The sequence below is a fragment of the Epibacterium ulvae genome, from assembly GCF_900102795.1.
In the GTDB taxonomy this organism is placed as follows: domain Bacteria; phylum Pseudomonadota; class Alphaproteobacteria; order Rhodobacterales; family Rhodobacteraceae; genus Epibacterium; species Epibacterium ulvae.
Window position 1 is genome coordinate 37,199 of record NZ_FMWG01000003.1, and the last position, 15,140, is coordinate 52,338.

16 protein-coding genes are annotated in these 15,140 nt (G+C 53.7%); 7 read left to right on the top strand and 9 right to left on the bottom strand.

Going from position 1 to position 15,140, the window contains the following annotated elements; genetic code table 11:
* Positions 1-3 precede the first annotated feature (3 nt).
* The 6 genes from BLP79_RS05165 to BLP79_RS05190 form a co-directional block, all read right to left on the bottom strand.
* On the bottom strand, positions 4-360 hold the full coding sequence (locus BLP79_RS05165; RefSeq protein ID WP_090217024.1) for a hypothetical protein: 357 nt from the start codon (positions 358-360) through the stop codon (positions 4-6).
* Positions 361-446: 86 nt separating this feature from the next.
* Positions 447-1,319: a 3-hydroxyisobutyrate dehydrogenase gene (gene mmsB / locus BLP79_RS05170; protein WP_090217025.1), complete on the bottom strand. Its 873-nt coding sequence runs from the start codon at positions 1,317-1,319 to the stop codon at positions 447-449.
* Positions 1,316-2,377, bottom strand: a complete 1,062-nt coding sequence (locus tag BLP79_RS05175) for an enoyl-CoA hydratase/isomerase family protein (protein WP_090217593.1) — start codon at positions 2,375-2,377, stop codon at positions 1,316-1,318. The genes mmsB and BLP79_RS05175 overlap by 4 nt, the downstream gene beginning before the upstream one ends.
* An 11-nt stretch (positions 2,378-2,388) precedes the next feature.
* Positions 2,389-3,534, bottom strand: coding sequence for an acyl-CoA dehydrogenase family protein (locus BLP79_RS05180; RefSeq protein ID WP_090217027.1), 1,146 nt, complete (start codon positions 3,532-3,534; stop codon positions 2,389-2,391).
* 171 nt (positions 3,535-3,705) lie between these two features.
* Complete coding sequence (locus BLP79_RS05185; RefSeq protein ID WP_090217029.1) at positions 3,706-4,308, bottom strand: L,D-transpeptidase; 603 nt, start codon at positions 4,306-4,308, stop codon at positions 3,706-3,708.
* 192 nt (positions 4,309-4,500) lie between these two features.
* Positions 4,501-6,000 carry a CoA-acylating methylmalonate-semialdehyde dehydrogenase gene (locus tag BLP79_RS05190; protein ID WP_090217031.1) on the bottom strand — a complete coding sequence of 500 codons (1,500 nt, stop codon included), beginning with the start codon at positions 5,998-6,000 and terminating at the stop codon, positions 4,501-4,503.
* A gap of 144 nt (positions 6,001-6,144) precedes the next feature.
* Here BLP79_RS05190 and BLP79_RS05195 point away from each other — a divergent pair, with 144 nt between their 5' ends.
* From BLP79_RS05195 to coaD, 3 genes are all read left to right on the top strand, one after another.
* Entirely contained in the window at positions 6,145-7,041 is an 897-nt protein-coding gene (locus BLP79_RS05195) for a LysR family transcriptional regulator (protein WP_090217032.1), read from the top strand.
* Between the two features lie 56 nt (positions 7,042-7,097).
* Entirely contained in the window at positions 7,098-7,532 is a 435-nt protein-coding gene (locus BLP79_RS05200) for a CBS domain-containing protein (protein ID WP_090217034.1), read from the top strand.
* Between the two features lie 193 nt (positions 7,533-7,725).
* The gene (coaD, locus tag BLP79_RS05205; protein WP_090217036.1) at positions 7,726-8,223 is read left to right on the top strand and encodes a pantetheine-phosphate adenylyltransferase; all 498 of its coding nucleotides are present in this window, start codon (positions 7,726-7,728) and stop codon (positions 8,221-8,223) included.
* A gap of 18 nt (positions 8,224-8,241) precedes the next feature.
* Here coaD and BLP79_RS19615 read toward each other — a convergent pair whose 3' ends face one another.
* Together BLP79_RS19615 and gap are read right to left on the bottom strand one after the other, a co-directional pair.
* Positions 8,242-8,385: a hypothetical protein gene (locus BLP79_RS19615; RefSeq protein WP_170830452.1), complete on the bottom strand. Its 144-nt coding sequence runs from the start codon at positions 8,383-8,385 to the stop codon at positions 8,242-8,244.
* A 108-nt stretch (positions 8,386-8,493) separates the two neighbouring features.
* Positions 8,494-9,495 (bottom strand): type I glyceraldehyde-3-phosphate dehydrogenase, encoded by a 1,002-nt coding sequence (gap, locus tag BLP79_RS05210; protein WP_090217038.1) that lies wholly within the window; start codon positions 9,493-9,495, stop codon positions 8,494-8,496.
* 238 nt (positions 9,496-9,733) lie between these two features.
* Here gap and BLP79_RS05215 point away from each other — a divergent pair, with 238 nt between their 5' ends.
* Both BLP79_RS05215 and BLP79_RS05220 read left to right on the top strand, forming a co-directional pair.
* Complete coding sequence (locus tag BLP79_RS05215) at positions 9,734-10,672, top strand: DUF808 domain-containing protein (RefSeq protein ID WP_090217039.1); 939 nt, start codon at positions 9,734-9,736, stop codon at positions 10,670-10,672.
* Between the two features lie 45 nt (positions 10,673-10,717).
* Positions 10,718-11,155, top strand: a complete 438-nt coding sequence (locus BLP79_RS05220; RefSeq protein WP_090217041.1) for a hypothetical protein — start codon at positions 10,718-10,720, stop codon at positions 11,153-11,155.
* A 212-nt stretch (positions 11,156-11,367) separates the two neighbouring features.
* On the opposite strand, the gene tkt is transcribed toward BLP79_RS05220, so the two are convergent.
* On the bottom strand, positions 11,368-13,389 hold the full coding sequence (gene tkt / locus BLP79_RS05225; RefSeq protein WP_090217042.1) for a transketolase: 2,022 nt from the start codon (positions 13,387-13,389) through the stop codon (positions 11,368-11,370).
* Between the two features lie 246 nt (positions 13,390-13,635).
* Between tkt and BLP79_RS05230 the strand changes: the two genes are divergently transcribed.
* Entirely contained in the window at positions 13,636-14,547 is a 912-nt protein-coding gene (locus BLP79_RS05230; RefSeq protein ID WP_090217044.1) for a hypothetical protein, read from the top strand.
* Positions 14,547-15,029 (top strand): cell division protein ZapA, encoded by a 483-nt coding sequence (locus tag BLP79_RS05235; protein ID WP_090217046.1) that lies wholly within the window; start codon positions 14,547-14,549, stop codon positions 15,027-15,029. Before BLP79_RS05230 ends, BLP79_RS05235 begins: the two co-directional genes overlap by 1 nt.
* The last annotated feature ends 111 nt before the right edge of the window (positions 15,030-15,140 follow it).

A 15,140-nucleotide genomic window follows, 5' to 3' on the forward strand; every position in this document is an offset into this window, starting at 1 on the left:
GGATCACTGAATTTTCCATTTCACGGGATTGCCGTTAAAGCCAGAAATGGTCATGCTGTCACGGGTCAGCTCCATGTTGCTGCAGCGGGTGCCTGCAAAAGCAACCGGGCGTTTGACCGTGCCACAGAATTTCCCATCTTTGATTTCCCACGCACCATCAAGCCGCCATGCCCCCTGTGGGCCGACCTTACCTGTCATGCGACCATCTCTTGCAGTTTTGATTGCGGCCTTTCGGTAGATCAGGGTTTTATCAGCAAGCGCGGCAGCGAGCTGCGCATCAGAAGCCGCAAGAGATGTGGGAACTGAAATGCTGGCGACAAAAGCACACACAGCAGATGATGGAATAAGCGCCGTCTTCATCGATCTTCCTCCGTTTCCTAAAAATGGAACTAATTCACAATAGAAGAAGATCAACGCAGGGTGATCACATAGGGTGCTTTCCTGCTCTAGGAGCGGTTACGGGCTTCAAATCGTGGAAGCATTGCAGAAAAGTCTCTCCCTCGGCCGTCTTCCTCTTCAACAAAACGGGCATAAAGATCCCGCGCCAAAGCACCCATGGGGGTATCTGCATTCACGGTTTGGGCTGCGTGCTGGCTGAGCTGGAGATCTTTGAGCATCAATTCAGCTGCAAACCCCGGTTGATATCCATTCTCCGCAGGGCTTTGAGGACCAACGCCGGGTGCGGGGCAATAGGCATTCATGCTCCAGCTGTATCCCGAAGATGTTGAAACTACATCATACATCTTTTGACGATCCAGATCAAGTTTGTCAGCCAACGCAAAGGCTTCACAGGTGGCGATCATCGTTGCCCCTAAGATCATGTTATTGCATATCTTTGCGGCCTGTCCTGCACCTGCATCGCCGCAATGGACGGCTTTTTGCCCCATGATGTCAAACAAGGGGCGCACCCGTTCAACGGCTTTCATAGGGCCACCCACCATAAAGGTGAGCGTGCCTGCAGCCGCACCAGTGATGCCGCCTGAAACCGGCGCATCCAGCGCAAGAAGAGCGGATTGGCTGGCCAGATCTGCAACCGCACGACTGCTGTCGACATCAACTGTAGAGCAATCCAGAAAGCTTGCCCCCGGCTGCATCACCGGCAGTACATCATGCGCGACAGACCGTAAGATTTCACCATTCGGCAACATAGTGATGACCACATCCGCCTGTTTGGCCGCATCACGGGCACTTGGTGTTATGGAGACGCCCGGCACGGTGACGTCAACCTGATCAAAGCCCCAGACCTCATGCCCTGCCGCTGCAAGGTTGGCCGCCATTGGCGCGCCCATATTGCCCAAGCCGATAAATCCAATTTTCATATGCTCTCCTCCGGTGAAAGGTGGCTGGTGTCTGATATCACCAACTCATTTGAGCCCAGAGGCGTAAGCATGTGCAAGATCTCTGATCGCGTCAGCGAAGACAGGGTATGGCGCCAATGGGGCTTGCGGTCTTTGTCGATGATCAAAGCGCGAATACCTTCCAGAAAATCGCCATGTTCCTGTGCGCGAAAGGTTGCGCGAAATTCAAGCTCTAAGGCGGTTGTGATAGACAAAGGGCCTTTGCGCAGGAGGTGGAGCATCCGCAGCAGCGTGCCCATGGCCAGAGGGGAGTGACGCAGCATGGCGTCTTTTGCCTTGTTGGCAAAATCATCACCGCTGCTGTCCAGCCTATTTATGATCTCTGCCAGATTGTCTGCTGCAAAGATGTGATCAATCTGTGCCAGATCCCATTGCGGGGCTGGCACAGAAAGTGCAGCGTTTTTTATGGGCTTCAGATCGCCAGATATCACGAGCTGAGAGATCAGATCAGACCAGCGCGCGCGCGGGATAAAGTGGTCTGCAAAACCTGCAACAATAGCCTCTGCACCTGTCATCCGAGCAGCCGTCAGTCCAAGATATGCACCCAGATGCCCCGGCGCGCGCGCCAAGAGGTATGAGCCGCCCACATCAGGCACCAGTCCCACGGCAACTTCGGGCATGGATATGCGGCTTGTGCCCTCAACAATCCGGTGACTGGCATGGCAGCCAACCCCGACGCCGCCCCCCATAACATATCCCTGCAGAAAGCTGACTACAGGCTTGGGATAGTGCGCGATCCGTGCGTTCATCTGGTATTCGTCGCGCCAGAACTGTTGCGCATAAGCGTAATCGCCTGTGCTGCCACGGGCGTAAATTTCGGCCAGATCACCACCGGCGCAAAATGCCTTGTCACCTTCCGCATCAAGGATAATGAGGGACACCTCGGGCATGTCCTGCCAGGTTTGCAAAGCCTGATCTATCGCGCGGCACATGTCATAACTTAGCGCGTTCAAAGCACTGGACCGGGTGAGGGTGATACGGCCTGCACAGCCTTGAATGCGAATAGAAATATCAGCCATTGCGCCCTCGTTCATCGCTGGTCTGACAACAGATGACGCGCTGTGATCACGCGCATGATTTCGTTGGTGCCTTCCAAAATCTGATGGACCCGCAGATCGCGCGCAAGCTTTTCAATACCATAATCCGCAAGATAACCATAGCCGCCATGTAATTGCAGACAGTGATCCACGATCTTTGATCCTGCTTCGGTGACAAATTTCTTTGCCATAGCGCAATGTGTGCTGGCGTCGGGCGTGTCATGGTCCAGTTTCCAGGCCGCTTGCCGCAAAAAGACACGGGCGGCTTGCAACTCGATTTCCATATCCGCGAGGCGGAATTGCAGCGCCTGAAACTGATCAATGGATTTACCAAAGGCTTTGCGTTCTGACATGTAGCGCAGCGTTTGATTGAGGGCTGTCTGGGCGGCCCCCAGTGAACAGGCCGCTATGTTCAAACGTCCGCCATCCAGTCCGGCCATCGCATAAGAAAAGCCTGCGCCTTCTTCGCCCAAAAGGTTGTTCGTAGGAATCGTGCAATCGTCAAATTGCACCTGTGTTGTTGGCTGGCTGCGCCACCCCATTTTCTGTTCTGGTGCACCAAAGCTCAGTCCGGGTGTGCCATCAGGTACGTAGACGGCTGAAATCCCTTTGGGGCCGGCGTCGCCTGTGCGCACCATTACAATATAGCCGTCAGAATAGCTGCCCCCCGAAATGAACGCCTTGCTGCCGTTCAAAACGAACCCTGTGCTGGATTTTGTCGCTTTGGTTTTTAACGCCGCCGCATCAGAGCCGGAGCCGGGTTCCGTCAGGCAATAAGACAGAAAACACCGCATCGAAAGCACATCAGGCAAAAGCCTCGCCTTCATCTCGGCGCTGCCGTAGGTGTCGATCATTTTGGCGCACATATTGTGGATGGATAAAAAAGCCGCGACCGATGGGCAGGCCATCGAGAGGGCTTCAAACACCAGTGTGGCATCCAACCGCGTTAACCCAGAGCCGCCGGCCTGTTCTGAAACGTAGAGCCCACCAAATCCAAGCGCGCCAACCTTGTGCCAAAGGTCTTTTGGTATGGTGCCGTCAGCCTCCCATGAGCGGGCATGGGGCGCGATTTCCTCTTGGCCGAACATGTGCGCCATATCAAAGATCGCCTGTTGTTCTGCGCTTAGCGAAAAATCCACTACGCTCCTCCTTGCATCTTGAAATGAACATTTGTTCTTTTATAGCAAGATTAACCATCTCCAACAAGCTGGCGTCAGACATATGCCCCGACGGAACAAGATTTAGATGAGATCACATGACACAAAAAAGGCGCCCAAAGGCGCCTGAATTGATCTCACTGTTCTTGTGCGTTATAGCAAACGCACCTGCGTGCCAACTTTGACCAGCGCGTAAAGTTCTTCAACATGTTGATTGTAAAGCCCAATGCACCCGGATGAGCTTTGGCGGCCGATTTTGCGGGTGTCATGCGTGCCGTGAACCAGATAGGCGGGCCATGTCAGATACATTGCGCGGGTGCCAAGGGGGTTGCCATGGGAGCCGCCTTCCATGCGGATCGGCAACGAGGGGTCACGTTCGCGCATAGAGGCTGTGGGGGTCCAGCTGGGATTTTCGCGCTTGCGCACAATTTCGGTATAACCGCGTTTTGTCAGCTCTTCGGTCAGCGGTACGGAAGAGGGGAACAGGCGATAGGTTTCACCGTCTTCGCCCCAATAATGCAGGGCACGTGATGAGATATCAGCCAGAATGCACCCAACCCCCAATTTGTCAAAGTGATCCTGCCAGCGTTGTTGCGCAAATGATGAAACATTGCGCTGAACGGGGATCTCTGTGCGGATCTGGGGTTCGTTTTGTGGGAATGCGTCAGATGACTGCGCGCGCAGCAGGCTTGGCGTTGCCAAAGTCGCGCCCAATCCAAGCAGGGTGCCGCGCCGGGTAAAAGTAGAGCTGGACATGATCGGCCTCGTTCTCAGAACTCGTTTGCACTTGTAATACTGCGTTTATAGGCAACTGGCAAAGGAGCTGAGATCACAATCCTGTAAAGCTTGGTTAACTTATGGCAAAGAATTGCCGAACCGAAAGCTGCAGGTATCCCGGAAACGGGCGCCACACGGCGCCCGGATCTGTTTTGTATCAATCCGTGGATTTTAATCCATCGCTTTAAAGTTCAGCTCGTGGCCGTCTTTGATCCCTGAGAACCAGCGCGAGGTAACGGTTTTGGTCTTGGTGTAGAACTTAAACGCATCTGGGCCATATTGGTTCAGATCGCCAAAGGCTGATTTTTTCCAGCCACCAAAGCTGTAATAGCTGAGCGGTACAGGAATGGGGAAGTTCACCCCAACCATGCCAACATTCACACGGCTGGCATAGTCACGCGCGGTATCGCCGTCAGCGGTAAAGATTGCGGTGCCATTGCCGTAGTCATTTTCCATCACCAGATTGAGCGCGTCTTCGTATGTGTCAGTGCGCACTTGGCTTAGGACCGGGCCAAAAATCTCTTGCTGATAGATGTCCATGTCTGGGGTCACATTATCAAACAGGGTAGGGCCGACGTAAAACCCGTCTTCATAACCTTGCAGGTTCAATCCACGGCCGTCTGTGACAAGGGTTGCCCCTTGTTCAACGCCGGAATTGATCAGGCCTTCGATGCGGTCTTTGGCGGCTGCGGTGATGACGGGACCGTAATCCACATCGTCACCAGCTGTATAGGGGCCTACTTTCAACGCTTCGATCTTGGGTGTTAGTTTTTCGACCAGACGATCTGCGGTTTCCTGCCCAACCGGCACCGCTACAGAAATCGCCATGCAGCGTTCACCAGCGGCGCCAAAACTGGAGCCAACCAAAGCATCAGCCGCTTTGTCCAGGTCCGCATCCGGCATGATCACCATGTGGTTTTTCGCACCACCAAAACACTGCGCGCGTTTGCCATTGGTGGCCGCACGGCCATAGATATATTGTGCAATCGGGGTAGAGCCTACAAAGCCAACCGCCTGAATGGTGTTATTGTCCAAAAGCGCATCAACCGCGTCTTTGTCTCCATTGATAACTTGAAGCACGCCTTTGGGCAGGCCCGCTTCATACAGCAGTTCTGCCAGAAGGAAAGCGCAGGTGGGCGTGCGTTCAGATGGTTTCAGAACCATCGCGTTGCCTGCAACAATCGCGGGTGCCATTTTCCACAAGGGGATCATCGCCGGAAAGTTGAAAGGTGTAATGCCTGCAACAACGCCCAAGGGCTGGCGCATCGCGTATATATCGATGTCGGGGCCCGCGTTATCGGTGTATTCACCTTTCAGCAGCGAGGGGGCGCCCATGCAGACCTCAACCACCTCTAGGCCGCGTTGAATGTCGCCACGTGCATCTGGCAGAGTTTTACCGTGTTCACGGCTGATAGATTCCGCCAGACGATCCATGTTGTCATTGATAAGCTGTCCAAATTTCATAAAGACCCGGGCACGGCGCTGCGGGTTCACTTTGGCCCAGGCTTTTTGCGCTTCTGCGGCGCGTGCGACGGCTTCATCGACCTCATCACGCGTGGCCAATTGTACTTTCAGCTGCAGTTCACCGGTTGCCGGGTTGAAAACATCAGCAAAACGACCAGATGTGCCGTCGATATATTCACCGTCAATATAATGGCTAAGCTGTTGCATATGCGCCTCCTGAGATCAACTTAGTTGTATCTTAGGCTTGCAAAAATGAGCATAAAAGACGAAAGATATCAAATAGAATTTTGCAAAAACGCAAAGCGTTAACACTTGGTAAAACCGAGGGTAAGGACAGGAGGCAGAAGTCGGATGGGACCTCTTTGGGACGATATGAAGGTGTTTCTGGCGGTTGCCCGCGAAGCAAGCCTTTCGGGGGCAGGGCGGGTGCTGAAAATGGATCCAGCCACCGTAGGGCGTCGGATCAGCCGGTTTGAAGAAGCTATGGATGCAGCCCTGTTTGTCAAAACGCCACAAGGTTATGCATTGAATGCGGCAGGGGATCGGTTGCTTGCCCATGCCGAAACCGCAGAACAGGCGATGCGTTCTGGTCAGGAAGCGCTGTCTGGTCCGTCTGATACCTTGTCAGGGCAAATTCGTCTTGGCGCGCCAGATGGGTGTGCCAATTATGTCTTGCCACAGGTCTGTGCGCGCATTTCAAAAGATCATCCGGATCTCGATATTCAGATCGTGGCTTTGCCGCGCGGAGTGAACCTTTCGCGACGTGAGGCTGATATGGCGGTTACGGTCAGTGCGCCGACCTCTGGGCAGCTCTTGGTTCAAAAGATTTGCGACTACAAACTTCATCTGGTGGCCTCGCGCCATTATTTGCGGGATGCAGCACCAATCGAAAATCTGGAAGATCTGAAAGATCACAAGATGATCGGCTATATTCCTGACATGATTTTTGATCGTGAGTTGGATTATTTGAATGAACTGGGGGTGGAGCGCGTGGCCCTGGCCTCCACGTCGGTTTCTGTGCAAATTAAACTGGCGGCGCAGGGCGGGGCGCTATGCGTTGCGCATGATTTCTGTCTGCCGTCGCACCGGATGCTACGCAAGATATTGAATGACAAGATCAGCCTTACGCGCAGTTTCCATCTGGTTCGCCATCAAGGGGATCAGCGCAGTGAAAGAATAAATCGCTTTGCAGATGCGTTGCAAAAAGGAATTCGCGATGAAGTTGAAACACTAGAAGCCTTGACTTGATCACTTATTACGGCAACGCTTGGAAATACGACAAAAAAATGCGAATGGGAACGTGAATGCTGGTTCAACAAATTCTTCAGTCCAAGGCAAACGCTGATATCCTAACTGTATCACCCGATGCAACGATTTCAGAAGCCGCACAGATTCTGGCCAAGCATCGGATCGGTACCGTTATGGTCTCTGGGGATGGGCATTCTGCGGATGGCATTCTCTCGGAACGTGATATCGTGCGAGAGCTGGCAAACAGCGGATCTCCCTGCCTGGAGGAATCTGTTAGCAAATATATGACCAAAAAGCTCGTCACATGTGCTCGGAATTCCAACGTCGAAGATGTGCTACGTCAGATGACCGAAGGCCGGTTCCGCCATATGCCTGTCCTGGAAGACGATAAGCTGATTGGCATCATCACCCTTGGGGATGTGGTGAAAGCACAGCTTGCAGAAGTCGCCATGGAAAAAGATGCCCTGGAAGGCATGATCCGCGGCATGTAGTAGAATGTCTGGTCAAGGGCGGCGTAGGTCGCCCTTAAATCTATGACGTGGCACGTGTTCTCGGGGATTTTTGCCATAAACTCTGAAATTTTTGCCATTTCATAGAAAACACCGGGTTCAGACCTTGAAGTTTGCCCGCGAAATATTATTGCTGACAGAAAGGTTTCGCAGGGTTCGCAAGGAGGAGCGCGATATGCGAGTAGGTCTGTATCCGGGTACATTTGATCCCATCACTTTGGGGCATATCGACATCATCCGCCGCGCCGCAGCTTTGGTGGACAAGTTGGTCATTGGCGTTGCGATCAATCGTGACAAAGGACCGTTGTTCACATTGGAAGAACGCGTGGCGATGATCGAAGCCGAGTGTGAAAAGCTGTCTGAGCAAACAGGCACTGAGATTGTCGCGCATCCTTTTGAAAATCTTCTGATTGACTGTGCTCGCGATGTTGGTGCACAGATCATCGTCCGCGGCCTGCGGGCAGTTGCTGATTTTGAATACGAATATCAGATGGTCGGTATGAACCGCGCGCTAGATGCTTCGGTTGAAACGGTTTTTCTGATGGCCGAAGCCCGCCATCAGGCGATTGCATCAAAGCTGGTAAAAGAAATTTGCCGCCTTGGCGGGGATGTCTCTAAATTTGTGACGCCACAGGTGGAAGAGGCTTTGCAACAGCGCTTGCGGGATAAATAGTCCTGCGGCGCGTCTGGCTTACCGCCAGAAGGCTACCCAGTGGATGAGTTCAAAGATCTTTTTGCCCAGAAAGATAAGGTGTTCTGGGCCGAACATCAGCCAATCAATCCCCGCTGCTACAATCAGGGTGAGACCTAGCCAGACTGCAATTTTATGCGTCATTGCAATACCTTCTCTGATTGAACACATGCCCGGTCAGATATGACGGACCGGGCATGAAAGCTCAAGCGATTGAGAGGAAATGACGGATTTCAAGCGCAACTGTGGCCTTTAGCCCAGATGCCCCATGGCCACCGCAACATCCGCCATCCGGCAGGAAAAGCCCCATTCGTTATCATACCACGCCAGAACGCGCACCATGCGCTTCCCAACCACGCGGGTTTGATCCGGTGCAAAGATTGAACTTTCGGATGAGTGATTGAAATCAACGGAAACCAGCGGCGCAGGTTCATACCCCAAAACGCCTTTCATCTGGCCTTGTGAGGCGTCTTGCATGATCGAATTGATTTGATCTTCGGTCACATCTTGGCTGGCCTGAAAGGTAAGATCCACGGCAGAGACATTTGGCGTTGGAACCCGCATGGCTGAGCCGTCCAACTTGCCTTTCATCGCGGGCAAGACCTCTCCCAGCGCTTTCGCAGCCCCGGTAGAGGTTGGGATCATCGCCATCGCAGCAGAGCGTGCACGGTACAGGTCGCTGTGGCGGCGGTCCAATGTTGGCTGATCGCCGGTGTAAGCATGGATCGTGGTCATGATGCCGCTTTCAATACCCACAGTCTGATCCAGAACCTTGGCAAGCGGAGCAAGACAATTGGTGGTGCACGACCCGTTTGAGATCATCGTATCGCTGGCCAGCATCTGCTGATCATTGACCCCAAAAACAACGGTGCGATCAACGTTTTTGCCGGGGGCAGACAACAGCACACGTTTGGCGCCACGCTCGATATGTTTGTTGGCTTTGGTGCCGTCGTTGAACTGGCCAGTGCATTCCAGCACAACATCGCAACCGTCCCAGTCCAGCTCATCCATATCGTAGGTGGAGTACATCTGCATGTCGCCCCGCCCAAGGTTCATGGTGTTTTCGCCCAAAGTGACGTCGCCCGGAAAGCGTCCATGAACGCTGTCGTATTTGATAAGATGGGCTGCGGTCTCAAGAGGGCCGGTTGCATTGACTTTGATCACCTCGATATCGTCGCGCCCGGAGGCTGCGATATGGGACAGGGTGCAACGGCCAATGCGGCCAAATCCGTTAATGCCAACTTTGATGGTCATACTGTCTCTCTCCAGGCGGCTGATCTTGTTTGTCGATATAGAGAGATTTCTCGAACGGCCAAGAAAAAAGACACTTAATCACAGCATGTTAGCGCAATAAACTGCCGTTGGCGATAACGATATGCACCGGTTGCGATAACGGTTTTGCTGAGATTGCGCTAACGCTTGTCTGAGGTCACAAATCCGCTACTGTGCCCAGAAAGGCTCCCCCATGGGACCAACGGAAAGGACATGACACATGAGCGGAGTTCTGGCTCTTTTGGATGATGTGGCGGCCATCGCAAAGCTGGCAGCTGCTTCGGTGGATGATATTGCAGCGCACACGGCCAAGGCGGGATCAAAAGCGGCCGGCATTGTGATTGACGATGCCGCAGTGACGCCAAAATACGTAACGGGGTTCAAACCGGAACGCGAACTGCCGATGATCTGGCGCATTGCCAAAGGGTCTTTCATCAACAAATTGGTGTTCCTGCTGCCCGTGGCGCTGCTGATGTCGCTGTTTGCACCCTGGCTGGTGCCACCTTTGTTGATCATGGGAGGTTGTTACCTGTGTTTTGAAGGCGCAGAAAAAATCCTGCATGTGCTGCAGCCCCATGCCCATCATGAAGACAGCAAAGAAGAGCAGGGCAGCGCGGCTGAATTGGAAGAGGAAAAGGTCAAAGGCGCAATCAAGACGGATTTCATTCTGTCAGCTGAAATCATGACCATTGCCTTGTCCACCATCGAAAGCGATAGCATCTGGATGCAGGCCGTGGTTCTGGCGGTGGTGGGCATCGCCATTACAATTGCGGTTTATGGTGTGGTTGCGATCATCGTCAAGATGGATGATCTGGGCCTCTGGATGGCGCGTGTGGGCAAAACATCTACGGTGCAATCACTGGGCCGCGCGATTGTGGCGGTGATGCCGTGGTTCCTGAAATTCCTAACAATTGTGGGTACTGCGGCCATGCTGTGGGTCGGCGGATCAATCATCGTGCATTCCCTGCACCAGATGGGCTGGCATTTCCCGGAAGAAACCATCCATCACTGGGCCCATGCGGTTGGCCACGGAGATGCGGCGATTGAATGGATCACCAAGGCGGTAATTGATGGGGTTTTAGGAGTTCTGGTTGGTCTGGCGCTGGTGCCTGTGGTGACGAAGGTGGTTGCGCACACCGTGCAGGTGACACAGAAATAGCTCAGCTCGACACAAGTGACTCGACATAACCTCTCAAGGAGTTTCATGAAACGACAACGCTGGACGGCGGGGGCGGTGGTTCGAATACCGCTCTCGAATGGAAAATTTGGGTTTGGGGTCTTACTCAAACAACCGATGGTCGCATTTTTGAACTTTTCCGGTGAAACCGAAGCATTCGAAGGTAAAGTCTCTGACGACCATATTCTGTTCAAAGCCGATATCGATGCTTACATCATAGCTAAAGGGCATTGGCTGAAAACCAGCAAGGCAGATTTGAATAACTTCGATTCAAGCGAACCGATAAGGTACATGTACGATGTCATTGGTGACAGTTATTCACTCTATAACGGCAGCTGGATCGACACTTTCTATAGAAAGCCCTGCACCAAAACGCAGGCGCTAATCTATGAACGTTTCGAAATTTGGACGCTGTGGGAAATCACAGAACGCTTGGAAAAGGCGCTGGCAAACACTATTGAATGACCGAAAGCGATAGAAAAGGAGCTGGTAGAGTAAGGTTGTACCTTTAGACGACATGAACCAAACTTTTTTTCGCTCTTGTCGCCACGATAGATCCTATAACTACCCGTGCACTTGCTCTTACTTCCTTTGAAGCCAATAAACACTCGTACCTGAAATAACTAAAGGGAGCCGTTGGGCTCCCTTTAGAAACATTAACTGAATTCTACGGGCAGTCAGCCGATCAGCTCTTTCGCTTTTGCAGTTGCTGCGTCTGCCGTGATGCCGAACTTTTCGAACAGTTCACCAGCAGGAGCAGATGCACCAAAGGAAGTCATGCCGACAAAGCCCGATTTCTTTTCTTGGCCGCGTTCACCCATCAGCAGGCGGTCCCAGCCGCCATCACGCATGGCGGCCTCGATGCCCACGCGCACGGGGCCTGCGGGCAGGACTTTGCGGCGGTAGGCTTCATCTTGGGCAAGAAACAGCTCCATACAGGGCATTGAGACAACGCGAGTGCCGATGCCTTCGGCTTCCAGCTTGGCCTTGGCTTCCATCGCCAAAGAGACCTCAGAACCCGTAGCGATCAGGATGACCTGACGTTTGTTTTCGGCCTCTGCCAGGACGTAACCACCCTGCGCGGTGAGGTTGTTCATCTTGTGTTCGGTGCGCACGGTCGGCAGGCCCTGACGGGTCAGCGCGATCACAGAAGGCGTTTCCTTGGACGACAGCGCGATTTCCCAGGCTTCTGCGGTTTCCACTACATCTGCGGGGCGGAACACATAGGTGTTAGGGGTCGCGCGGCAGATTGCGAGGTGTTCCACCGGCTGGTGGGTTGGGCCATCTTCGCCGACACCGATGGAATCGTGGGTCATCACGAAAACGGTTGGGATCTTGGATAGGGCCGCCAGACGCATGGAGGGGCGCGCATAATCGGTAAAGCAGAAGAAGGTACCACCGTAAGGGCGGATACCACCGTGCAGCGCCATGCCGTTCATCGCTGCGGCCATGCCGTGCTCACGGATGCCCCAATAGACGTAACGACCCTTGCGGTTGTTGGTGTCAAACATGCCCAGATCATCCGTCTTGGTGTTGTTTGAACCGGTCAGATCCGCTGAACCACCGACAGTTTCGGGCATCACAGGGTTGATCACCGACAGGGCCATTTCAGACGCCTTGCGGGTTGCGACCTTGGGCTGCTCTTCTGAGGCTTGCTTTTTCAGGGCGCGCACAACAGAAGCGAGTTTCTTTGGTGCTTCAAAGGCATAGGCGCGGTTGAATCGGTCTTGTTTCTGTTGGGAGACGTCCGCAAAACGGCCTTCCCACGCGGTGCGATCTGCGCCACCCCGACGCCCGATTGCTTCCCATGCGGATTTAACATCTGCGGGCACCGCAAAGGCTTCAGCAGGGCAGCCATAGGCCTCTTTTGCGGCTTTCAGCTGATCCGCATCGGTTAGCGCACCGTGGCCTTTGGAGGTGTCCTGTGCCGCATGCCCCAGCGCGATGTGGGTTTTGCAGGCAATCATAGAAGGTTTCTTGGACTTCTTCGCAGCTTCAATCGCGGCATCGATTGCCATTGGATCATGGCCGTCAATTTCCTGAACATGCCAGCCTGAGGCTTTGAAACGCTGCACTTGATTGGTTTTGTCAGACAGTTCAACGGTGCCATCGATGGTGATGTTGTTGTCATCCCACAGAACGATCAGCTTGCCCAGCGAGTGACGTCCCGCGATGCCGATGGCCTCTTGTGAAATCCCTTCCATCAGGCAGCCGTCACCGGCAATCACATAGGTGTTGTGATCCACGATCTTGCGACCGTATTGCGCGCGCTGGATTTCTTCGGCCATGGCAAAACCCACAGCGTTTGAAATTCCCTGACCCAGAGGACCGGATGTATTTTCAACGGCATCCAGCAGGAAGTTTTCAGGATGCCCTGCAGTGAGCGCGCCCATTTGGCGGAAGTTCTTGATCTGTGCCTCAGTCACCTGCGCATCACCCATGAGATAGAGCAGGGAGTAGATCAGCATAGAGCCGTGGCCGGCAGACAAAATGAAACGGTCGCGATCCGGCCATTGCGGCGCGGTCACGTCAAATTTCATGTGTTTTTCAAACAGAACAGTTGCAACATCAGCCATGCCAATGGGCATGCCCGAATGGCCTGAGTTGGCGGCAGCAACGGCATCAAGCGTCAGACCACGGATGGCGGCGGCTTTGGCCCAGTGTTCGGGGTTGGCAGAGCGCAGAGCAGTAAGATCCACAGGACTTTCCTTTGGCTGTCAGTCGGTTTCTCTGCTCAATAGCAGTCAATGGCTAAAGTGCAAGCGCCATGGTACGATGTTACGCGCATTTCATGAAGAACTCGCCTCAAGTGCTTGAAAGCGCACGGGGGGTGATTTACTCCTTTAAAGTGAAAGAACCACCGCCGCTGGACGGAGGCTTTGCGATTCGCGCAAGGTTTCTGGTGTATACGTGGCAATGGATTGGTCGAATGAGGACAGGCTCGGATGGATACAGGCCAGACAGAGACACATGAGGCAGACGCAGGACTTGCGCAGTTGGAGGCCTTGCAGGCGCGGATCACGACCGCGCTGGCGCGGATTGGTTCCGGTGTTGAAGGGTTAGAGAATGCGGCGGTTGCAGCTGCGGCCTCAGCCCAGAACACGGAACTTGAACAAGCGCTTGACGAAGAGAAAATGGCAAATGCGCAGCTGGAAGAGCGCTTGAAAACCCTTCGAGGACGTTTGACCGCGGCAGAAAGTGCGGCAGCGCCGACGCCTGTAAGTGATCCCAAAAAGGATGAAGAGATCGCGGCCCTGCAAGCTGAAGTGCAATTGCTGCGCAATGAAATTGGCAATGCTGCGAATTCTTCGGCGCAAGAGGCGCTGACGGAAGAAGTTAAACGTCTGAAGATCGAACTGGAAGGCGCGCGCAACGGGGCTGCCAGCCAGAAAGATCAGATTGTTTCGCTGGAAGGTGAGATCGCCAGCCTTGTAAGGCAGCTTGAGGAACTTGAGCAAGCGGAAGCAGAAGACACCAGCGCCGCCGTTGATCTGGCTGCTTTGGAAGCGGAAAACACGCGTCTAAAATCTGAGGCTGAAGCATTGCAGCATGCGTTGGCGGCCGCGCAAAGCGAGGTTGCAGCGATGCCGGATCTGACAGCGCTGGATGCACAGCTGCAGAGCCTGCGGGCCATAAATGAACAGTTGGTGCAATCAAATGCAGCATTGCGCGCGGCAAATGCCGAAGGCGTGGCTGATACGGATCTGATCAACAAATCAATGGAAGCCGAGTTGGAAGGCCAACGCGCGGCCCGGGCAACAGATAAGGTGGAAATGGAAGCGGTTCTTGCCCGTCTTGAACCGCTGCTGACTGGTGCGAGTCCAGTAGCAACAGCCCCCCAGCAGGAGGTGGTTTAATGCCGGAAGTAACCATTCATATTGGCGGGCGTGGATTTGAAGTGTCTTGTCAGGACGGCGAACAAAGCTATCTTCATTCCGCCGCAAAGATGCTGGACGACGAAGCGCAGGTTCTGTCAGACCAGATCGGGCGTATGCCCGAAGCACGGATGTTGCTGATGGCAGGTCTTTTGTTGGCGGATAAAACCGCAGCTGTTGAAGATAAAATCAAAGTGGTTGAAGCACAACTGGCTGAAAAAGATGCCGAGATCGGCGCGCAGGTGGCCGAGCAAGAGGCACAGGTCGCGGCGCAACTGGCTGAAAAAGATGCCCAGATGGCTGCATTGCAGGCTGAACTGGCAGAGCTGAAAGCCGCGCCCCCGCCAGAGCCTGAGCGGATCGAAATCCCATTTGTACCACCGCAGGTTTCTGAGGCGCTGACAGATCTTGCTGCAAAGACGGAAACCCTGGCACAGGAAATCGAAACCAAGATCGCTGGTTAACACTTTGAAGATAAATTAGAAAAACCTACAACCACCTCTGCTCTGAGGTGGTTGTTTTATATTTGGAAACTCTGTGTTCTTTCGCATGAAGATGTAAAATATCGGTTTTCT